We start from the raw sequence: 21,884 nt of genomic DNA, 5'->3' as shown, positions 1-21,884 counted from the left end.
GCACAGGATCCTCAGAGTCTCACAAGCCCCTTGCGGGAACATCGACAGTATTGGCCGACAAGCGATATCGGGCAACGGCTGGCATTTGGCCCCTAACCATCAGAAGACGGCCATGAGACTCGTTTTAATGAAGGGCTGATTCTGGGCAAGACCGAAGACTTTCCCAACGACAGTTCCGTTACGCGAGATGTATAGCGGCAACCTCAATACCGAATCCCTTCGCCAGCACCATCTACACTCGCTCAAGCAGGCCTGCGCAAACGCCTGTCGGAACGGCGGGCCTTTCACTCGCGGTTCTCTTTCGCGTCAAGGAGTAGACCATGCCAGTGAAAGCCCTGATCGCCGCCGCTGTCCTCGCCCTGCTGCCGGTGGCCAGCCACGCCACCAACCTGATGTACATGCCGTTCGAGACCGTGCTGTCGGACGCGATCCGCGCCGGGCGGCTGGACGGCAGCGTGAAGTTCTACCTGACCGGCAACACGCCGCCGGGGGTTCAGCAGATGCTGCGCCGGGACGTGGTCAGCGATCTGGAAACCAACGGGTTCAACAAGAGCGATCACGACTCGTGCGAATGGGTGCTGCAATCGAACCTGATCGCGTTGCAGGCCGAGGCCAAGCGCGTCGGTGCGAATGCGGTGACCAACATCGTGAGTGTCTACGACGGGCACGTGCGCAAGGATCTGAACACCTACGAATGCCGGGCCGGGGTGTTCGTGACGCGGGTGGCGCTCAAGGGGGATCTGGTCAGAGTGCCTTGAGCGTCCTGGCCCCTCCCACAATAGCCGACGCAATCCCTGCGGGAGCGAGCCTGTTCGCGATCGACGGCGCAGCCCTCACGCCGTCAAGGGCTCGACCTTGCGCGTCAGCAGCTCCACGAACGCCTTGGCCATCGGCGATTTCTGATCCTTGCGCTGCACCAGCCACACCGCCGACACCGCCGCCGGGTCGAGCAGCGGGCGGTAGACCACGCCGTCGATGCGCATCCGCTGGAAGGACGCCGGCAGCACCGACACGCCCAGCCCTGCCGCCACCAGGCCGATGATGGTCATCGCCTCGCCGGCCTCCTGGGCGAAATGCGGGCTGAAACCGGCGTCGCGGGCCAGGCTCAGCAGTTGTGCATACAGGCCGCTGCCGTAGCTGCGCGGGAAAAACACGAACGGCTCCAAGGCCAACGCCGACAGGAACAGGCCGTCTTCGCTGCCCGACGCCAACGGATGCTTGGCGCTGAGCACCGCCACCAGCGGCTCCCGGGTCAGTTCCACCACGCTCAGCGAATCCGGCAGCCCCGCCAGCGGGCGCATGATGCCGACCTCGATCGACTCGTCCAGCAGCGCATCGGCCACCATCGTGCTGCTCATCTCCCGCAGCTTCAGGTGCACTGCCGCAAAACGCTGGCGGAAAGCGAAGATCGCCTGGGGAATGGTCGAGTTGAACGGCGCCGACGAAGTGAAACCGATCTTCAGTTCACCCAGTTCCCCCAACTGCGCACGCCGTGCGACGTCCGCCGCCTTGTCGACCTGGGCCAGCGCCAGCCGCGCCTCTTCCAGGAACAGCCGTCCGGCCTCGCTGAGCTCGACCCGACGGTTGGTGCGCTCGAACAGGCGCGCACCGATTTCCTGCTCCAGCGCCTGGATCTGCTGGCTCAACGGAGGCTGGGAAATGCCCAGCGACTGGGCGGCGCGGCCGAAATGCAGCTCTTCGGCCACGGCGATGAAGTAGCGCAGGTGACGTAATTCCATGGCGTTCCCAATAGGTCGTCAAAGCTATCAAACAGGTCGAACAATATATTGGATAGAAACATTAGCCAGCTATATGATTTTTTCACTGCCCGCCTGCCTGTGCCCTCCGAGGTCTGAAGTGAAAACCGCCGTCGCACCCCTCGCCCATGAAATCCCTCCCGTCGCGAAAGACGACGTGATGGCCGAACTGCAAGAGATCTACATCGAAAAAGGCACGCCGGCGTTCATGCGCACGGTGCTGGCGCTGTTCTGCGGCGGCTTCGCGACGTTCGCCCTGCTGTACTGCGTGCAGCCGATGATGCCGCTGCTGTCCAAGGAGTTTTCGGTCAATGCCGCGCAAAGCAGCCTGATCCTGTCGGTCGCGACCGCGCTGCTGGCCGTGGGCCTGTTGATCACCGGTCCCGTATCCGACCGCATCGGCCGCAAGCCGGTGATGGTGGCCGCCCTGTTCGCCGCGGCGCTGTGCACGGTCGGCAGCGCCCTGATGCCGGGCTGGCACGGCGTGCTGTTCATGCGTGCATTGGTCGGGCTGTCGCTGAGCGGCCTGGCGGCGGTGGCCATGACGTACCTGAGCGAAGAGATCCATCCGCAGCACCTGGGCCTGGCCATGGGCCTGTACATCGGCGGCAACGCGATCGGCGGCATGTGCGGGCGCCTGATCGTCGGCGTGCTGATCGACTTCGTCAGCTGGCACACGGCAATGCTGGTGCTCGGCGCCTTGGCGCTGATCGCGGCAGCGGTGTTCTGGCGGATCCTCCCCGAATCGCGCAACTTCCGCCCGCGTTCGCTGCACCCGCGCAGCCTGCTCGACGGTTTCCTGATGCACTTTCGCGACGCCGGCCTGCCGCTGCTGTTCCTGGAAGCCTTCGTGCTGATGGGCGCGTTCGTCACCCTGTTCAACTACATCGGCTACCGCTTGCTGGCCGAGCCGTATCACCTGGATCAGGCGTTCGTCGGCCTGCTGTCGGTGGTGTACCTGTCGGGCATCTACAGCTCGGCGAAGATCGGCGCTTTGGCCGACCGGCTGGGCCGGCGCAAAGTGCTGTGGGCCACCATCGTGCTGATGTCCGCCGGCCTCGCCTTGACGATGGCCACACCGCTGGCGCTGGTGATCACCGGCATGCTGATCTTCACCTTCGGCTTCTTCGGCGCGCACTCGGTGGCCAGCAGCTGGATCGGCCGCCGCGCGACCAAGGCCAAGGGCCAGGCCTCGTCGCTGTACCTGTTCAGCTACTACGCGGGGTCAAGCATCGCCGGGACGGCGGGCGGGGTGTTCTGGCACGTGGGCGGGTGGAACGGCATCGGCCTGTTCATCGGCGCGCTGTTGCTGGTGGCGCTGCTGGTGGCGTTGAAGCTGGCCAAACTGCAACCCCTCGGCGGCGTGAAGGCCTGACAGACCGCCAAAAAACAACGGTGGGAGCGAGCCTTCCCGCGATAGCGGTGAATCCGTCAGAACTTGCGTGTCTGACGCTCCGCCATCGCGAGCTGGTTCGCTCCCACCGTTCGTATCGGGTGTCGGTTACTCGTGATACTGCGCCGACAACTCATGCACCGCCCGCAGGAAGGCGCCGGCGTGTTCCGGATCGACCTCGGGGGTGATGCCGTGGCCGAGGTTGAACACATGGCCGCTGCCCTTGCCGTAGCTGGCGAGGATGCGTCCGACTTCGGTGCGGATCGCTTCCGGCTTGGCGTAGAGCACGGTCGGGTCCATGTTGCCTTGCAGCGCGACCTTGTCGCCGACACGGGCGCGGGCGTTGCCCAGGTCGCACGTCCAGTCCAGGCCCAGCGCGTCGGCGCCGGCCTCGGCGATGCTCTCCAGCCACAGGCCGCCGTTCTTGGTGAACAGGATCACCGGCACCTTGCGGCCTTCGTGCTCGTGGATCAGGCCGCTGACGATTTTCTTCATGTAGGCCAGGGAGAATTCCTGGTAAGCCGCCGCCGACAGGTTGCCGCCCCAAGTGTCGAAGATCTGCACCGCCTGCGCGCCGGCCTTGATCTGGCCGTTGAGGTAGGAAGTCACCGACTGCGCCAGCTTGTCGAGCAGCAGGTGCATGGCCTGCGGGTTGTCGTAGAGCATGGCCTTGGTCTTGCGGAAGTCTTTCGACGAGCCGCCTTCGACCATGTAGGTCGCCAGGGTCCACGGGCTGCCGGAGAAACCGATCAGCGGCACGCGGCCGTTCAGTTCGCGGCGGATGGTGCTGACCGCGTCCATCACGTAGCCCAGGTCCTTCTGCGGATCGGGGATCGGCAGGGCTTCGATGTCGGCCAGGGTGCTGACGACTTTCTTGAAGCGCGGGCCTTCGCCGGTCTCGAAGTACAGGCCCTGGCCCATGGCGTCGGGAATGGTGAGGATGTCGGAGAACAGGATCGCCGCGTCCAGCTGCGGATAGCGGTCGAGGGGTTGCAGGGTGACTTCGCAAGCGAACGCCGGGTTCATGCACAGGCTCATGAAGTCACCGGCCTGGGCACGGCTGGCGCGGTATTCAGGCAGGTAGCGGCCGGCCTGGCGCATCATCCACACCGGGGTGACGTCAACGGGTTGCTTGAGCAGGGCGCGGAGGAAACGGTCGTTCTTCAGGGCAGTCATGTCGGCATCCGGAAAAAAAGTGCGGGCATTTTCTCAGAGCGCGACGCAAAAGGCACGGATGCAGGTCAGCCTTTTGTCTATCGGGTCAATTTGTCGCAATGAATGCGCAGGTTTCGGCAACACCGAGAAACAACTGTAGGAGCGAGCCTGCTCGCGATGGCGGCGGATCAGCCACTGTGCAGTGACTGAAATACCTTCATCGCGAGCAGGCTCGCTCCTACAGGGTTTTGTGCCGCCCGGTCAGACACCCAGGTAGTCGAGGATCCCTTCCGCCGCATTGCGGCCTTCGAAGATCGCCGTCACCACCAGGTCAGAACCGCGCACCATGTCGCCGCCGGCGAAGATCTTCGGGTTGCTGGTCTGGTGCTTGTACTGGCCCTTCTCCGGAGCCACGACGCGGCCCTGGCTGTCGGTCTGGATGCTGAACTGCTCGAACCACGGCGCCGGGCTCGGGCGGAAACCGAAAGCGATGACCACGGCGTCGGCCGGGATGATCTCTTCGGAGCCCGGGATCGGCTCAGGGCTGCGGCGGCCGCGGGCGTCCGGTTCACCGAGACGGGTCTCGACCACCTTCACGCCTTCGACCTTGTCTTCGCCGACGATGGCGATCGGCTGGCGGTTGTAGAGGAACTTCACGCCTTCTTCCTTGGCGTTCTTCACCTCTTTGCGCGAGCCGGGCATGTTCGCTTCGTCACGGCGGTAGGCGCAGGTCACCGATTTGGCGCCCTGGCGGATGGAGGTGCGGTTGCAGTCCATCGCCGTGTCGCCGCCGCCGAGCACCACGACCTTCTTGCCTTTCATGTCGACGAAGTCTTCCGGCGACTTCTCGAAGCCCAGGTTGCGGTTGACGTTGGCGATCAGGAAATCCAGCGCGTCATAGACGCCCGGCAGATCCTCGCCGGCGAAGCCGCCCTTCATGTAGGTGTAGGTGCCCATGCCCATGAACACCGCATCGTATTCGGCGAGCAGTTGCTCCATGGTCACGTCCTTGCCCACCTCAGTGTTGAGGCGGAACTCGATGCCCATGCCGGTGAAGACTTCGCGCCGGTTGCTCAGCACGGTCTTCTCCAGCTTGAACTCGGGGATGCCGAAGGTCAGCAGACCGCCGATTTCCGGGTTCTTGTCGAACACCACCGGGGTCACGCCGCCGCGCACCAGCACGTCGGCACAACCCAGGCCCGCCGGGCCCGCGCCGATGATCGCGACGCGCTTGCCGGTCGGCTTGACCCTGGACATGTCCGGACGCCAGCCCATGGCGAACGCGGTGTCGGTGATGTACTTCTCGACCGAACCGATGGTCACCGCGCCGAAGCCGTCGTTGAGGGTGCAGGCACCCTCGCACAGACGGTCCTGCGGGCACACCCGGCCGCAGACTTCCGGCAGGGTGTTGGTCTGGTGCGAGAGTTCGGCGGCCTGGAGGATGTTGCCCTCGGCCACCAGCTTCAACCAGTTGGGAATGAAGTTGTGCACCGGGCACTTCCATTCGCAGTACGGGTTGCCGCAACCCAGGCAGCGGTGGGCCTGGTCGGCCGACTGCTGGGGTTTGAACGGTTCGTAGATCTCGACGAACTCTTTCTTGCGCTGACGCAACAGTTTCTTCTTCGGATCCTTGCGCCCGACATCGATGAACTGGAAGTCGTTATTCAGACGTTCAGCCATTGTTAAAACCTCATCAAACTCTTCAGGCGCATCACTGCGGGTTGGCACGGGTGCTGGAAAGCAACGATTTCAGGTTGGCGGCCTTCGGCTTGACCAACCAGAAACGGCGCAGGTAATCGTCGAGGTTCTCGGCGAGCTCACGACCCCACTCGCTGTCGGTTTCCGCGACGTACTCGTTCAGCACGTTCTGCAGGTGGCTGCGATAGGCCTCCATCGCCTCGCCGCTGATCCGCTGGATCTCCACCAGTTCGTGGTTGACCCGGTCAACGAAGGTGTTGTCCTGGTCGAGCACGTAGGCGAATCCGCCGGTCATGCCGGAGCCGAAGTTGTAGCCGGTCTTGCCCAGGACGCAGACAAAGCCGCCGGTCATGTATTCGCAGCAGTGATCGCCGGTGCCTTCCACGACCGTGTGGGCGCCGGAGTTGCGCACGGCGAAACGCTCGCCTGCGGTGCCGGCGGCGAACAGCTTGCCGCCGGTGGCGCCGTACAGGCAGGTGTTGCCGATGATGGCGCTGTTCTGAGTCTGATAGGCGCTGCCCTTGGGCGGCACGATGGTCAGCTTGCCGCCGGTCATGCCTTTGCCGACGTAGTCGTTGGCGTCGCCTTCCAGGTGCATGTTCAGGCCGCCGGCGTTCCACACGCCGAAGCTCTGGCCCGCCGTGCCCTTGAAGCGGAAGGTGATCGGCGCCTTGGCCATCCCTTGGTTGCCGTGCTTGCGCGCGATTTCGCCGGAGACCCGCGCACCAATCGAACGGTCGCAGTTGCAGATGTCCAGGCTGAATTCGGCGCCGCTGAGGTCGTTGATCGCCGCGGTCGCCATCTCGACCATTTTCTCGGCCAGCAGGCCCTGGTCGAACGGCGGGTTGCGTTCCACGCCGCAGAACTGAGGCTTGTCCGCCGGCACGTGGTCGCTGCCCAGCAGCGGCGTCAGGTCCAGGTGGTGCTGCTTCTCGGTCTGGCCTTCGAGCACTTCCAGCAGGTCGGTGCGGCCGATCAGCTCTTCGAGCGAGCGCACGCCGAGCTTGGCCAGCCACTCGCGGGTCTCTTCGGCGACGTAGGTGAAGAAGTTCACCACCATGTCGACGGTGCCGATGTAGTGGTCCTTGCGCAGCTTCTCGTTCTGGGTCGCCACGCCGGTGGCGCAGTTGTTCAGGTGGCAGATGCGCAGGTACTTGCAGCCCAGGGCGATCATCGGCGCGGTGCCGAAGCCGAAGCTTTCGGCGCCGAGGATCGCGGCCTTGATCACGTCGAGGCCGGTCTTCAGGCCGCCGTCGGTCTGCACCCGCACCTTGCCGCGCAGGTCGTTGCCGCGCAGGGTCTGGTGGGTTTCGGCCAGGCCGAGCTCCCACGGCGCGCCGGCGTACTTGATCGAGGTCAGCGGGGAAGCGCCGGTGCCGCCGTCGTAGCCGGAGATGGTGATCAGGTCGGCATAGGCCTTGGCCACGCCGGCGGCGATGGTGCCGACGCCCGCTTCAGCCACCAGCTTCACCGAGACCAGCGCCTGGGGGTTGACCTGCTTCAGGTCGAAGATCAGTTGCGACAGGTCTTCGATCGAATAGATGTCGTGGTGCGGCGGCGGCGAAATCAGGGTCACGCCCGGCACCGCATAGCGCAGCTTGGCGATCAGGCCGTTGACCTTGCCGCCCGGCAGTTGACCGCCCTCGCCCGGCTTGGCGCCCTGGGCGACCTTGATCTGCAGCACTTCGGCGTTGACCAGGTACTCGGGAGTCACGCCGAAACGGCCGGTCGCGACCTGCTTGATCTTCGAGCTCTTGAGGGTGCCGTAACGCGCCGGATCCTCACCGCCTTCGCCGGAGTTGGAACGCGCGCCGAGGCGGTTCATGGCTTCGGCCAGGGCCTCGTGGGCCTCGGGCGACAGGGCGCCGAGGGAGATGCCGGCGGAGTCGAAGCGCTTGAGCACCGATTCCAGCGGCTCGATCTCACTGAGGTCCAGCGGCTTGTCGAGGGTCTTGACCTTGAGCAGGTCGCGGATCATCGACACCGGACGGTTGTCCACCAGCGCGGTGTATTCCTTGAACTTGGCGTAGTCGCCCTGCTGCACGGCGGCCTGCAGGGTGTTGACCACGTCCGGGTTGTACGCGTGGTATTCGCCGCCGTGGACGAACTTCAGCAGGCCGCCCTGCTGGATCGGCTTGCGCGGGCTCCAGGCTTCGGTCGCCAAGGCCTTCTGCTCGGCTTCGATGTCGACGAAACGCGCGCCCTTGATGCGGCTCGGCACGCCGCGGAAGCTCAGGTTGCACACTTCCTCCGACAGGCCGATGGCTTCGAACAGCTGGGCGCCGCGGTACGAGGCGATGGTCGAGATGCCCATCTTCGACAGGATCTTGAGCAGGCCCTTGGTGATGCCTTTGCGGTAGTTCTTGAACACCTCGTAGAGGTCGCCCAGCACTTCGCCGGTGCGGATCAGGTCGCCCAGCACCTCATAGGCCAGGAACGGGTAGACCGCCGACGCGCCGAAGCCGATCAGCACCGCGAAGTGATGCGGGTCGCGGGCGGTGGCGGTCTCGACGAGGATGTTGGAATCGCAGCGCAGGCCCTTTTCGGTCAGGCGGTGGTGCACCGCGCCGGTGGCCAGCGAAGCGTGGATCGGCAGTTTGCCCGGCGCGATGTGGCGGTCGCTCAGGACAATCTGGGTACGGCCGGCGCGCACGGCTTCTTCGGCCTGGTCGGCGACATTGCGGATCGCCGCTTCGAGGCCGACGCTTTCGTCGTAGTTCAGGTCGATGATGTGCCGCTCGAACCCCGGACGGTCGAGGTTCATCAGCGAACGCCACTTGGCCGGCGAAATGACCGGCGAGCTGAGGATCACGCGGGAGGCGTGCTCCGGCGATTCCTGGAAGATGTTGCGCTCGGCGCCGAGGCAGATCTCCAGCGACATCACGATCGCTTCGCGCAGCGGGTCGATCGGCGGGTTGGTCACCTGGGCGAACTGCTGACGGAAATAGTCGTACGGCGTGCGCACGCGCTGGGACAGCACGGCCATCGGCGTGTCGTCGCCCATCGAGCCGACGGCTTCGTAGCCTTGCTCGCCGAGCGGACGCAGCACCTGGTCGCGCTCCTCGAACGTGACCTGGTACATCTTCATGTACTGCTTGAGCTGGTCGACGTCGTAGAAGGCCGAACCGTGGTCGTTGTCTTCCATGGTCGCCTGGATGCGCAGGGCGTTCTTGCGCAGCCATTGCTTGTACGGATGGCGGGACTTGAGACGGTTGTCGATGGCGTCGGTGTCGAGGATCTGCCCGGTTTCGGTGTCCACGGCGAAGATCTGGCCAGGGCCGACGCGGCCCTTGGCGAGCACGTCCTCAGGCTGGTAGTTCCAGACGCCGATCTCCGACGCCAGGGTGATGAAACCGTTCTTGGTGGTGACCCAGCGCGCCGGGCGCAGGCCGTTGCGGTCGAGCAGGCACACGGCGTAGCGACCGTCGGTCATCACCACGCCGGCCGGGCCGTCCCACGGCTCCATGTGCATCGAGTTGTACTCGTAGAACGCACGCAGGTCCGGATCCATGGTCTCGACGTTCTGCCAGGCCGGCGGAATGATCATCCGCACGCCGCGGAACAGGTCGATGCCGCCGGTGACCATCAGTTCGAGCATGTTGTCCATGCTCGAGGAGTCGGAACCGACGCGGTTGACCAGCGGACCGAGCTCTTCCAGGTCCATCAAATCGTTGGTGAACTTGGTGCGGCGGGCCTGGGCCCAGTTGCGGTTGCCGGTGATGGTGTTGATCTCGCCGTTGTGGGCGAGGAAGCGGAACGGCTGGGCCAGCGGCCACTTCGGCAGGGTGTTGGTGGAAAAGCGCTGGTGGAACACGCAGATCGCGGTCTGCAGGCGCTGGTCACCCAGGTCCGGATAGAACGCGGCCAGGTCGGCCGGCATCATCAGGCCTTTATAGATGATGGTCTTGTGGGAAAAGCTGCAGATGTAGTGGTCGGTGTCGGCGGCGTTGGCCACGGACGAGCGACGGCGGGCGCTGAACAGCTTGACCGCCATGTCCTGGTCGCTCAGGCCTTCGCCGCCGATGAACACCTGCTCGATCTGCGGCAGGCGCTCCAGGGCCAGGCGGCCGAGGACGCTGGTGTCGATCGGCACCTTGCGCCAGCCGATCAGCTGCAGGCCTTCGGCGAGGATCTCGCGGTTCATGTTTTCGCGAGCGGCTTCGGCCTTGGCCGGATCCTGATTGAAGAAGACCATGCCCACGGCGTATTGCTTGGGCAGTTCGACGCTGAAGGCTTCCTGGGCGATGGCGCGCAGGAACGCATCAGGCTTTTGAATCAGCAGACCGCAACCGTCACCGGTCTTGCCGTCCGCGTTGATCCCACCGCGGTGGGTCATGCAGGTCAGGGCCTCAATGGCCGTTTGCAAAAGGGTATGACTGGGCTCGCCCTGCATGTGGGCTATCAGGCCGAAGCCGCAGTTATCCTTGAATTCATCTGGTTGGTACAGACCTGCTTTCATAGACACTTTCTCACCAGGCTGCCTCTTTTCGAGGCAAATTTCTTTTCAATTCAACCACTTGCGTCTCGCGCCGAACGTACGCCGGCTTTGCGGGGGCAAAAGGGTGGTCATTGTACACAGCGACACAGAGGCTCACAAATTTGACGACGAAATGTCGCAAATTCATGTCGCGTTTGTGAAATGTTTAAAGCGATCTGCTGTGCTAGTCAAAACTTTTTTAATTCTGACCGCAACGACTCAAAGACTACTGTGACGCAGACACCACAAGGCACGCGACCTTGGAAGGAAGCGCGCACTCGTGGAGATTTTGAGGTGCCGGGAGAGGCGGCCTGGGTAAGGCCGCCGAATCTTCAGCGAGTTGTAGCCAGTTCCTGTTGGACGCTGGCGACAGTGCGAGGCCAAGGTTTACCAGCCTGAACCTTCGCTGGCAAGGCCTTGATGGCAGAAACGGCCGCATCACGGTTGGCGAAGCTGCCATAGGTGATCACGTAGAGAGGCTTGCCGTTGAGAACCTTCTTGAAATAGCGGTACTCGCCGCCCTGCTCCTTGACGAAGCTTTGCGCGGTCGCTTCGGAGCTGGTGCCGAGGATCTGCACCACGTAGTTGCCCGGCGCCTGGCCGGCGTACCAGCTGCCGCCGGCAGCCTTGGCGACCGGCTTCTCGGCGGGCTTCTCGGCCGGTTTGGCGGCCGCCACAGGCTTGGCCGGCGCCGGGGCCGGTTTGGCCGCTGGCGCGACAGGAGCAGGCTTGGCGACGGCGACTTGGGTCGGGGCCGGCGCAGGCTTCGCCGCCGGCACGGGCACAGGCACCGGAACCGGGGTCGGCGCAGGACCGGCCGGCACACCTGCCGGCGGCGCGGTGGTGGTCACGGTCGGCGGCGTGGCGCTGGAGCCCTCGACCGGCACACCGTCGTCGCCTTCGGTGATGCCGCCGGCCGCTTCGGCCAGCGGGCCGCGCATCACCGGCTGCGAGTTGCCGACCAACGGCAACGGCATCGGCTGGGTGTTGCCGTTGAACTCGACGGACGGAGCACCGCCCTGACCGCCCTGGCCCAGCGGCAGTTGGGCCTGTTCGTTGGCCGGTGCCCCGGCGGTCGGCGCCTTGCTGCGGCCCGGCATCAGCCAGGCAGCCGCGACCGCGACCACGACCACGGCGGAAATCGCCAATACGTGTTTCTTCGGCATGTTGAACCCCATACTTGGACGCTTGACCGCAGTGCGGCTGGCGATCATGGCTTCGATCATCGCATCGCGGGCGACCTGGTTGATGTTGCCCGGCCAGCCCTCGGAGCTTTCGTGAATATCAGAGATCTGATCTGCGGTGAAAAGTTCGATGCCGCGGCCTGCGCCTTCGAGCCGCTGGTCGAGGTACTCGCGGGTTTCCTCTTCCGTGTACGGCTGCAGCTCGATCACATGGAAGCGCTCTTCCTCAAGCTGCAGCGCGTCGAGCTGGGCGATCAGCGACGACTCGCCGAACAGGAACACGTGCGGACGGCCCTCCGGCGCACCGGCGCCCAAGGCCATCAGGGCCTCGAGGGCCGACTCGTCGAGCTGCTCGGCGTCATCCACCAGCAGGTAGACCTCCTGACCGGTCAGCGCCAGCTGCACCACCTGGGCGAGGATCGCGTTGACGTCGGCCTGGGCCACGTCCAGCGCCTGGGCCACCTGGCGCAGCACACCGGCCGCGTCGCCGGCGCCACGGGCCGAGACGACGACGCTCTGCACCGACTGCTTGTTGGTGCTGGCCACCAGCGCCTGGCGCAACAGGGTCTTGCCGCTGCCCTGAGGGCCGGTGACCACCAGCAGCAACTGGCTGTAGCGCGCCAGATGATGGAGCTGGCCCAGCACTGGCTTGCGCTGGGCGGGGAAGAATTTGAAGCCCGGCACCCTTGGCGCGAACGGGTCGTGACTTAACTGGAAATGGCCGAGGAACGCCTCGTCGGCATGCAAACTGGTCATCGGAATCCTATCAACCTTTAAGCTGAGCCAGGGCGCGGTAGTCCGCTCCCAGCGTGGCCTGTAGAACCTCTTTCGGATAATCGTCGGTCACCACCGCTTCGCCCATCCGGCGCAGCAGCACCAGGCGCAAGCGACCGTCGATCACTTTCTTGTCAATTGCCATGTGTTCGAGGAAATCGGCCTCGGTCATCTCTTCGGGCGGCACCACCGGCAGGCCGGCGCGCTGGAACAGGCGGATGCCGCGGTCACGCTCCCGGGCGCTGATCCAGCCCAGGCGCGCGGACATGTCCAGGGCCATGACCGTACCGGCGGCGACCGCCTCGCCATGCAACCAGACACCATAGCCCATGTGGGTCTCGATGGCGTGGCCGAAGGTATGGCCGAGGTTGAGGGTGGCGCGAACGCCGGACTCCCGTTCGTCGGCGCCGACCACGGCCGCCTTGGCCGCGCAGGAACGCTCGATGGCGTAGGTCAGCGCCTGCGGGTCGAGGTTGCGCAGCTTGTCGACGTTGTCTTCGAGCCAGGTCAGGAACGGCTCGTCGCAGATCAGCCCGTACTTGATGACTTCCGCCAGACCGGCGGACAGCTCGCGCGCCGGCAAGGTCTTGAGCGAGGCGGTGTCGATCAGCACCACGTTCGGCTGATAGAACGCGCCGACCATGTTCTTGCCCAGCGGATGGTTGATCCCGGTCTTGCCGCCCACCGACGAATCGACCTGGGACAGTAGCGTGGTGGGGATCTGGATGAAGTCGACGCCGCGCTGGTAGCAGGCGGCCGCAAAACCGGCCATGTCGCCGATGACGCCGCCGCCCAGGGCGATCACGGTGGTGCGGCGGTCGTGCCGGGCGGTCAGCAGGCCGTCGAAGATCAGTTGCAGGGTTTCCCAGTTCTTGTGCGCCTCGCCGTCTGGCAGCACCACCGAGATCACCGAGTACGGCGCCAGAGTGCGGGTCAGACGCTCAAGATAGAGCGGCGCCACGGTCTCGTTGGAGACGATCGCCACTTGCCGCCCATGGATGTGCGGAGCCAACAGTTCAGGCCGGTCCAACAAACCTTCGCCAATATGAATCGGGTAGCTGCGCTCGCCCAGATCGACCTTGAGTGTCTGCATGTGTCCCCACAGTGAAGATGGCTGAATTATCGGATGTCCGCGGTCTTAGCCGGTATGACGCCGCCCGCACGCCATCCGCCACACCCCCGGGCATGACGGGACGCCGAGGATAGCGCATTTCGGGCGGCGCTTTAACGGGGCGGAAGCTGCTGCAGACGGTCGAGGATGTCGAGCACCACCAGGCGCGGTGGCCGCTCGTCGGTTTCCACCACCAGATCGGCGATCTCCCGGTACAGCGGGTCACGGATCGCCAGCAGGTCGCGCAGGGTCTTTTCCGGATCGGCGGTGCGCAGCAACGGCCGGTTGCGGTCGCGTGACGTGCGCCCGACCTGCTGCTCGACGGAGGCGTGCAGGTACACCACCCGCCCGCCCTCGTGCAGGGCCTTGCGGTTGGCGTCGCGCATCACCGCGCCCCCGCCGGTGGCCAGCACCACGCCGTCGAACGCGCACAGCTCGGCGATCATCGCCTGCTCGCGGTCACGAAAGCCGGGCTCGCCTTCCTTGTCGAAGATCCACGGGATATTGGCGCCCGTGCGCAGTTCAATTTCCTTGTCGGAATCTTTGAACGGCAGGCGCAGCTCTTTGGCCAGCAACCGGCCGATGGTGCTTTTTCCAGCGCCCATCGGGCCTACAAGAATCAAATTTCGCACAGAATCAACGACTCACAGCAATCGCCTGGTTATTCATGATACGCGGAGTGAGGAAGACCAGCAGCTCGGATTTTTTCTCCGAGACCACATCACGCCGGAAAAGGCGGCCAAGATACGGCACATCGCCAAGAAATGGCACCTTATCTACGACCTTGCTTTGAGTATTTGAGAAAACGCCCCCGATCACGATGGTTTCGCCGTCGTTCACCAGCACCTTGGCGTTGACCTCGTTTTTCTTGATCGGCGGCACATCCTGCACCTTGTTCAGGTAGTCCGGTTCGTCCTTGGTGACCTTGACCTCCATGATGATGCGGTTGTCCGGGGTGATCTGTGGCGTCACCTCCAGCGACAGCGAAGCCTCCTTGAACGACACCGAGGTGGCGCCGCTGGAGCTGGCTTCCTGGTAGGGGATTTCGGTGCCCTTGAGGATCTTGGCGGTTTCCTTGTCGGAGGTGACCACCTTCGGCTGGGAGACGATTTCCCCGTTGCCGGTCTTCTCCATGGCAGTCAGTTCGAGATCGAGCAGCACGTTGTCGGTGATGAAGGCGATGCCGATCCCCGAGGTGTTGCCGGTGGTGCCCATGTCGACGAACGGCGTGTTGGTGCTGGTGCTGCCCGGCGTGCCGATGGTGGTGGACGCGCCGTTGGTCACGCCGGAGGTGTTCCAGTTGCCCTTGTTGCGGATCGATCCGCCCCAGCGCACGCCCAGGCTCTTGTCGTAATCGACGTTGGCCTCGACGATCCGCGCCTCGATCATCACCTGGCGCACCGGGATGTCCAGTTGCGCCACGATCCGCCGCAGCTCGTCGAGGCGATCCTGGGTCTGGTAGGCAATGATGTTGTTGGTGCGTTCATCGACGGTGATCGACCCCCGTTCGTCGACTTTCGCCTCGGCGCTGGTCACCGACTGGAACAGCTTGGCGATGTCCGCCGCCTTGGCGTAGTTGACCTGCAGCAGCTCGCGGCGCAGCGGCGCCAGTTCGGCGATCTGCTTCTGCGACTCGAGCTCCTGCCGCTCGCGGGCGGCGATCTCATCGGCCGGCGCCACCAGCAGCACGTTGCCGATCTTGCGCTTGTCCAGCCCCTTGGTCTTGAGCACCAGGTCCAGGGCCTGATCCCACGGCACGTTCTGCAGACGCAAGGTGATCCCACCCTGCACCGTGTCGCTGGCCACCAGGTTGAGGTTGGTGAAGTCGGCGATCAGCTGCAGCACCGAGCGCACGTCGATGTCCTGGAAATTCAGCGAAAGCTTCTCGCCGCTGTAGCTGTTGCGGTCGGCGTTGCGCTTTTGCAGGTCATCGACCGTCATCGGCCGGATGCTGACGGTGAGCTTGTTGTCGGTCTGGTAGGTCGAGTACTCGTAGGTGCCGACGGGCTCGACGGTCACGGTCGCCCGGTCGCCGCTGACGCTGGAGCTGACGAACTGCACCGGCGTGGCGAAGTCCTTGACGTCGAGGCGCACCCGCAGCGGTTCGGGCAGTTGGGTGCGGGTGAAGTTGAGGACGATCTTGCCGTCGCGTTCCTGGATGTCCGGGGCGATGGCCGGGTCGGACAGGTCGATGACCACATTGCCCTCGCCCGCCGTGCCACGCTGGAAGTCCACGCCCCGGATGGCCCTGGCCGTCGGGGCGTAAGCCTTGGCCGGCGCGGCGGCCGGCACGGGGCGCGATGTGGCCGCCGCCGTGCGGGGCGCAGCCTTGCGGGCGCCCTGGCCGACCACGACGAACAGCGTGTTGCCTTCGACCCGGGTGTCGTAGGGCACCAGCTGGGTCAGGTTGATGATCATCCGCGTCCGATCCTTGGCCTCGACCACCGTGGCCGAGCGGGCATTGCCGCTGCCCAGGTCACGGGTCTTGTTCGCCAGCTGGCTGGAGACGCCCGGCAGGTCGAGGGCGATCCGTGCCGGCGAATCGGTGGTGTAGCCCTTGGGCTGCGGCGGCGGGCCGTCGAAGGACAGCTTCAGCTCGACCCGGTCGCCCGGCAGCGCCGCCACGTCCAGGGCCTTGAGGGTGGCCGCATCGACCATCGGCGACAGCAGCGCTATCCATAGCGAAAGACCGAAGGTTGCGAAAATCCTGTTCATTGTTCGTCTTCCACTATGAGTGCTCTTTCAAAGGAATGGTGCGCGGCCGCTCCAGCCAGGCGCCCTCGCCGTCGGGAACGATTTCGACCACATCGACCTGGGAGGCGCTGATGGCGACGATGCGACCGTCGTTGCGCCCCAGGTAGTCGCCGACCTTCAGCCGGTGCACCCCGCCCGCCCCGCGCAGCAGCGCGAAGGCGCCGGAGGCGTTGGAAATCGTGCCGACCATCTCGAACTGCTCGATGTTGAAACCTTCGAGGTACTGCTTGACCCGGTTGGGGTCGGGCCGAACATTGCGCGAGCCGTGCCGCTGCCCCGCCAGGTCGACCCGCACCTGGCGGGAGAACGGGCTGCGCAGGTTCGCTGCGCTGTAGGTGAAGGTCGGATAGGCATGGAAGACCGGCGTGGGCTCGATCTTGCCGGGCGGGCGCTGGCGGATCTCGTTCATGTACGCGTCGAGGTCGCCGAAGTCGCCGCCCCCGCAGCCACCCAGCCCCAGCGCCAGGGCAAGCGCAATGAAACACCGGATCGGGCTCATGGCGTCGGCCCCTTGTCTTGCGGCTGTCCCTTGTCGTTGTAGCGGTAGGTCTTGGCCAGGATGCTCATGCGCAGCTTCGAGCCGCCTTCGGGGTTGGCCGGCGCGAGTTCGAAATCGTGCAGGGTGACGATCCGGGGCAACCCGGCCACGCCGCTGACGAATGTCGCCAGGTCGTGATAGCCGCCGGTGACGGTGATCTGGATCGGCAGCTCGATGTAGAACTGCTGGACCACCTCCGGCAGCAGCTTGATCTCTTCGAACTCGAGCCCGCTGCCGAGCCCCGTCCGGGTGATGTCCTCCAGCAGGCCCGGCACCTCGGTGTCGCTGGGCAACTGACGCAGCAGCACGCCGAACGAGTTTTCCATCTCCTTCATCTGCCGGGTGTAGAGCTCGAGGTTGGCCGCCATGTGCGCCTTGGTCGCGAACTGCTCCTTGAGCGTGGCCTCTTCCTCGCGCTTGAGCTCGAGCTGGTTCTCCAGGTCGCTGATGAAGAAGTTGTAGCCAAGCGCCAGCACCAGCACCATCAGCAACGCGCCGGCCAGCCCCTTCACCGCGGTCGGCCAGGAGCCGATGTTGCCGGTGTCCAGGTCGTTGAAGTCGATGCTGCGCAGGCTGCCCAGCCATTCGGACGGCTTCATTGGACGTCCTCCGCCAGCTTGGGCCGGGTCTGGCGAACGGTCAGCTGAAAGGTGTTGGCCTGATCCAGCTGCCCGGCGGTGGTCGCCTTCACTTCGTTGAGGACCGGCGCATCGAACCAGTCGGAGGCGTCGAGGTTGCGCATCAGGTCGGAGACGCGGTTGTTCGACTCCGCCGCACCGCTGATCGACAAGGTCTTGCCGACCATCTTCACGTCGGTGAAGTACACCCCGTCAGGCAGGGTGCGGGCGAGCTGGTCGAAGATCCGCCCGCTGACCTGCCGGTTGCCCTGCAGATCCTGGATGATGCGCATGCGCTCCACCAGTTGCTGGCGACGGGCCTTGAGTTCGCTGATCTGTTTGATCCGCTCGTCGACCGAGGCGATCTGCTTGCCGATGTAGTCGTTGCGCGACGTTTGCCGCTCGATGGCCGCGCCGATGATCTGGTCGGCGATCAGCACCGCGCCCACCGACCCCACCAGCACGCCGGTCAACGCCAGCAGGAAACGCTTGCGCCGTTCTTCGCGGCGCTCCTCGCGCCAGGGCAGAAGGTTGATCCGCGCCATCAGTCGAAACTCCTGAGCGCCAGCCCGCAGGCGATCATCAGGGCCGGCGCATCGCTGGCCAGCGCCCCGGCGTTGACCTTGCCGCTCAACGCCATGTCGGAAAACGGGTTGGCGACCTGGGTCGGCGTGCCCAGGCGCTGTTCGATCAGGCTGTCGAGCCCCGGCACCGATGCCGTGCCCCCGGCCAGCAGGATATGGTCGACCGCATTGTACTGGCCGGACGCGAAGAAGAACTGCAGCGAACGCGACACCTGCTGCACCAGCGCCTCGCGGAACGGCTGGAGCACTTCGCCGACATAGTCGTCCGGCAGGCCGCCCTGTTTCTTCGCCAGCCCCGCCTGCTCGAAGGTCAGGCCATAGCGGCGCTGGATCTCCTCGGTGAGCTGGCGCCCGCCGAACAGTTGCTCGCGGGTGTAGATGATCCGGCCGTTGTGCAGGACGCTCAGGGTGGTCATGGTCGCACCGATGTCGACCACGGCGACCGTCAGGCGCTCCTGGGATTGCGCCAGCTGGGTCGCGAGCAGGCCGAACGAGCGCTCCAGGGCATAGGCCTCGACATCCACCACCCGCGCCGTGAGTCCCGCCAGGGCCAGGGCCGCTTCGCGGACTTCGACGTTCTCCTTGCGGCAGGCCGCCAGCAGCACGTTGACCCGCTCGGCATTGCGCGGCGACACGCCCTGCACCTCGAAATCGATGGCGACTTCGTCCAGCGGATAGGGAATGTACTGGTCGGCCTCGATCCGGAGCTGGTTCTCCATCTCGTCGTCGGACAGGCCGGCATCCATCTCGATGACCTTGGTGATCACCGCCGATCCGGCCACCGCCACCGCCACGCCCTTGAGCCCCGTGCGCGCCTTGGCCAGCACCCTGGACAGGGCATGGCCGACGCCTTCGAGTTCGGCGATGTTCTTTTCGACCACGGCGTTCGCCGGCAACGGCTCCACCGCGTAGGCCTCGACCCGGTAGCGCTCGCCCTGGCGGCTCAGCTCCAGCAGCTTCACCGACGTGGAGCTGATGTCGATCCCCAGCAGCGTGTTGGTCTTTTTGTTGAAGAGTCCTGGCACTGCCCAATCCCTATGACTATCCGTGACTTACGGACTCCGTTATGCGCCTTGCGTTCCCTCGCCCCGTCTTGACAGAAGCGCAAATGACGCCCCCAGCGGAAAAGTGCTTATAATGCCCAGCGATTTTTTCCGCTTTTACCGCCAGCGCGGGCCCTTCGGCAGGTCGCCGCAAGCCCGTCGCCAATTTCATTCTTTGCCCTGGATGTCCAAGAGCCTTGATTCGTCTGCTGAAATTTTTCGGTTGGTCCATCGTCGCCGTTTTCTGCGGACTGCTTTTAGGTCTCAGCGGCGCGTTCCTTTACCTTAGTCCGGGTTTGCCATCTGTGGAGGCGCTGAGAAGCATTCAGTTGCAGATTCCGCTCCGGGTGTACAGCAGCGACAACAAGTTGATCGCAGAATTTGGCGAAATGCGCCGCACGCCGATCCGTTTCGCCGACATTCCCCCCAATTTCATCAATGCGTTACTAAGTGCTGAAGACGACAACTTCGCCAACCACTACGGCGTCGATCCGAGCAGCCTGATGCGCGCCGCGACCCAACTGCTCAAGAGCGGCCACATCCAGTCCGGCGGCAGCACCATCACCATGCAGGTGGCGAAGAACTTCTTCCTGACCAGCGAACGCAGCTTCTCGCGCAAGACCACCGAAATCCTCCTGGCCCTGCAGATCGAACGGCAGCTGACCAAGGACGAGATCCTTGAGCTGTACGTGAACAAGATCTATCTGGGCAACCGCGCCTACGGCATCGAGGCCGCGGCGCAGGTGTACTACGGCAAGTCGATCCGCGAGGTCAGCCTGGCGCAGATGGCGATGATCGCCGGCCTGCCCAAGGCCCCGTCGCGCTTCAACCCGCTGGCCAACCCGGCGCGCAGCAAGGAGCGCCGCGACTGGATCCTGGGGCGCATGTACAAGCTGGGCAAGATCACCGAGGCGGACTACACCGCCGCCGTCAACGAGCCGCTGAACGCCAGCTACCACGTGCCGACCCCGGAAGTGAACGCCCCGTACATCGCCGAAATGGCCCGGGCGGAAATGGTCGGTCGCTACGGCAGCGACGCTTACACCGAAGGCTTCCGCGTCACCACCACGGTGCCGAGCAACCTGCAGGAAATGGCCAACAACGCCTTGCATGAAGGCCTGATGACCTACGACCAGCGCCACGGCTACCGCGGCCCCGAATCGCGCCTGCCCGGCAAGACCCGCGAGGCCTGGGCCAACGAGCTGACCAAGCAGCGCACCATCAGCAGCCTGGAGCCGGCCATCGTCACCCAGGTCGACAAGAACGGCCTGCAGGTGCTCACCCGCACCGGCGAAGAACACGTCGCCTGGGACACCATGAAGTGGGCCCGGCCGTTCCTCAACACCAACAGCATGGGCGCCGCCCCGCGCCAGCCATCGGACGTGGCGCAGGTGGGCGACCTGGTGCGCGTGCAGCGCCAGGCGAACAACTCGCTCAAGTTCAGCCAGATTCCTCAGGCCCAGGGCGCGCTGGTGTCGCTGGATCCGCAGAACGGCGCGATCCGCTCGCTGGTCGGCGGCTTCGCCTTCGAGCAGAGCAATTACAACCGCGCCATGCAGGCCAAGCGCCAGCCGGGTTCGAGTTTCAAGCCGTTCGTCTACAGCGCCGCGCTGGACAACGGCTACACCGCCGCCAGCCTGGTCAACGACGCGCCGATCGTGTTCGTCGACGAATACCTGGACAAGGTCTGGCGTCCGAAGAACGACACCAACACCTTCCTCGGCCCGATCCGCCTGCGCGAAGCGCTGTACAAGTCGCGTAACCTGGTGTCGATCCGCCTGCTGCAGGCGATGGGCGTCGGCAAGACCATCGACTACATCACCCGCTTCGGCTTCAACAAGCAGGACCTGCCACCGAACCTGTCCCTGGCGCTGGGCACCGCGACCCTGACCCCGATGGAGATCGCCACCGGCTGGAGCACCTTCGCCAACGGCGGCTACAAGGTCACGCCGTACATCATCGACAAGATCGAAAGCCGCAACGGCGACACCCTGTTCGTCGCCAACCCGCCGACGGTGCCCCAGGGCACGGCGGCGACCGACGGCATCGCCGCCCCGGCCCCCCCGTCGTTCACCGTCAACGCCACACCGGGCGAAGCCCCCGGCAGCAACGTGGCGCCGCAGACGCCGGCGGTGGCCGAACGGATCGTCGACGGCCGCACCACCTACATCCTCAACAGCATGCTGCAGGACGTGATCAAGCTCGGTACCGGCCGCCGTGCGCTGGCCATGGGCCGCAGCGACATCGCCGGCAAGACCGGCACCACCAACGAATCGAAGGACGCCTGGTTCTCCGGCTACAACGCCGATTACGTGACCACGGTCTGGACCGGTTTCGACCAACCAGAAAGCCTCGGCCGCCGGGAGTTCGGCGGCACCGTGGCGCTGCCGATCTGGATGAACTACATGTCCGCCGCCCTCAAGGACAAGCCGCCGCATGTCCAGGCGGAGCCGGAAGGCATCCTCAGCCTGCGGGTGGATCCGGTCAGCGGCCGCGCCGCCTCGCCGAGCACGCCGGGCGCGTACTTCGAGCTGTTCAAGGCCGAAGACACACCGCCGTCGGTCAACGAGATCGGCAATGGCGCCGTGCCGGGCAGTCCGCTGCCGGCGGACGAACAGGCGCCGATCGATCTGTTCTGATCGCAGCCCCAAAAGAGCCCCGCCTTCGCGAGAAGTGCGGGGCTTTTTTTATACCTGTCGGATTTGCAGTGAATGAACTGGTCTCATCGCCAGCAAGCTGGTTCCCACAGAGTGGGTACAGTGCAAAAAACGGTGGGAGCCAGCCTGCTGGCGATGGGGC

15 protein-coding genes are annotated in these 21,884 nt (G+C 64.9%); 3 read left to right on the top strand and 12 right to left on the bottom strand.

Translation table 11 applies throughout. The features are described 5' to 3' along the window. Positions 1-320: 320 nt before the first annotated feature. Positions 321-758, top strand: coding sequence for an excinuclease (locus CAG41_RS22750; RefSeq protein WP_085640404.1), 438 nt, complete (start codon positions 321-323; stop codon positions 756-758). A gap of 75 nt (positions 759-833) precedes the next feature. Here CAG41_RS22750 and CAG41_RS22745 read toward each other — a convergent pair whose 3' ends face one another. Beyond that, complete coding sequence (locus CAG41_RS22745) at positions 834-1,739, bottom strand: LysR family transcriptional regulator (RefSeq protein ID WP_085585403.1); 906 nt, start codon at positions 1,737-1,739, stop codon at positions 834-836. A gap of 178 nt (positions 1,740-1,917) precedes the next feature. On the opposite strand from CAG41_RS22745, the gene CAG41_RS22740 reads away from it, so the two are divergent. Further along, positions 1,918-3,132, top strand: a complete 1,215-nt coding sequence (locus CAG41_RS22740; protein WP_371857676.1) for an MFS transporter — start codon at positions 1,918-1,920, stop codon at positions 3,130-3,132. A gap of 126 nt (positions 3,133-3,258) precedes the next feature. Here the strand turns inward: CAG41_RS22740 and hemE are convergent, their stop codons facing one another. The 11 genes from hemE to CAG41_RS22680 all read right to left on the bottom strand — a co-directional run bounded on the left by hemE (position 3,259) and on the right by CAG41_RS22680 (position 19,067). Continuing rightward, entirely contained in the window at positions 3,259-4,326 is a 1,068-nt protein-coding gene (hemE, locus tag CAG41_RS22735) for a uroporphyrinogen decarboxylase (RefSeq protein WP_085707495.1), read from the bottom strand. Between the two features lie 240 nt (positions 4,327-4,566). Continuing rightward, positions 4,567-5,985, bottom strand: coding sequence for an FAD-dependent oxidoreductase (locus CAG41_RS22730; RefSeq protein WP_085585409.1), 1,419 nt, complete (start codon positions 5,983-5,985; stop codon positions 4,567-4,569). Between the two features lie 31 nt (positions 5,986-6,016). Then, positions 6,017-10,462 carry a glutamate synthase large subunit gene (gene gltB / locus CAG41_RS22725; RefSeq protein ID WP_085631053.1) on the bottom strand — a complete coding sequence of 1,482 codons (4,446 nt, stop codon included), beginning with the start codon at positions 10,460-10,462 and terminating at the stop codon, positions 6,017-6,019. A 350-nt stretch (positions 10,463-10,812) separates the two neighbouring features. After that, complete coding sequence (locus CAG41_RS22715; RefSeq protein ID WP_085631055.1) at positions 10,813-12,420, bottom strand: AAA family ATPase; 1,608 nt, start codon at positions 12,418-12,420, stop codon at positions 10,813-10,815. Between the two features lie 10 nt (positions 12,421-12,430). Further along, positions 12,431-13,531 carry a 3-dehydroquinate synthase gene (gene aroB / locus CAG41_RS22710; protein WP_085585415.1) on the bottom strand — a complete coding sequence of 367 codons (1,101 nt, stop codon included), beginning with the start codon at positions 13,529-13,531 and terminating at the stop codon, positions 12,431-12,433. Between the two features lie 131 nt (positions 13,532-13,662). Then, the gene (gene aroK, locus CAG41_RS22705; RefSeq protein WP_085585417.1) at positions 13,663-14,181 is read right to left on the bottom strand and encodes a shikimate kinase AroK; all 519 of its coding nucleotides are present in this window, start codon (positions 14,179-14,181) and stop codon (positions 13,663-13,665) included. Positions 14,182-14,185: 4 nt separating this feature from the next. After that, positions 14,186-16,264, bottom strand: a complete 2,079-nt coding sequence (gene pilQ / locus CAG41_RS22700) for a type IV pilus secretin PilQ (RefSeq protein WP_085585419.1) — start codon at positions 16,262-16,264, stop codon at positions 14,186-14,188. A 13-nt stretch (positions 16,265-16,277) separates the two neighbouring features. After that, positions 16,278-16,802, bottom strand: a complete 525-nt coding sequence (locus CAG41_RS22695; RefSeq protein ID WP_085631057.1) for a pilus assembly protein PilP — start codon at positions 16,800-16,802, stop codon at positions 16,278-16,280. Further along, positions 16,799-17,440, bottom strand: a complete 642-nt coding sequence (gene pilO, locus CAG41_RS22690) for a type 4a pilus biogenesis protein PilO (RefSeq protein ID WP_085585423.1) — start codon at positions 17,438-17,440, stop codon at positions 16,799-16,801. The genes CAG41_RS22695 and pilO overlap by 4 nt, the downstream gene beginning before the upstream one ends. Then, positions 17,437-18,003: a PilN domain-containing protein gene (locus CAG41_RS22685; protein WP_085585425.1), complete on the bottom strand. Its 567-nt coding sequence runs from the start codon at positions 18,001-18,003 to the stop codon at positions 17,437-17,439. The genes pilO and CAG41_RS22685 overlap by 4 nt, the downstream gene beginning before the upstream one ends. Continuing rightward, entirely contained in the window at positions 18,003-19,067 is a 1,065-nt protein-coding gene (locus CAG41_RS22680) for a pilus assembly protein PilM (RefSeq protein ID WP_085585427.1), read from the bottom strand. Before CAG41_RS22680 ends, CAG41_RS22685 begins: the two co-directional genes overlap by 1 nt. A gap of 218 nt (positions 19,068-19,285) precedes the next feature. Here CAG41_RS22680 and CAG41_RS22675 point away from each other — a divergent pair, with 218 nt between their 5' ends. After that, positions 19,286-21,724, top strand: a complete 2,439-nt coding sequence (locus CAG41_RS22675) for a penicillin-binding protein 1A (protein ID WP_371917485.1) — start codon at positions 19,286-19,288, stop codon at positions 21,722-21,724. Positions 21,725-21,884 lie beyond the last annotated feature (160 nt).

It is taken from the genome of Pseudomonas sp. B35(2017) (assembly GCF_002113645.1).
Taxonomy (GTDB): domain Bacteria; phylum Pseudomonadota; class Gammaproteobacteria; order Pseudomonadales; family Pseudomonadaceae; genus Aquipseudomonas; species Aquipseudomonas ekonensis.
This window is presented reverse-complemented; position numbering and strand designations above follow the sequence as displayed.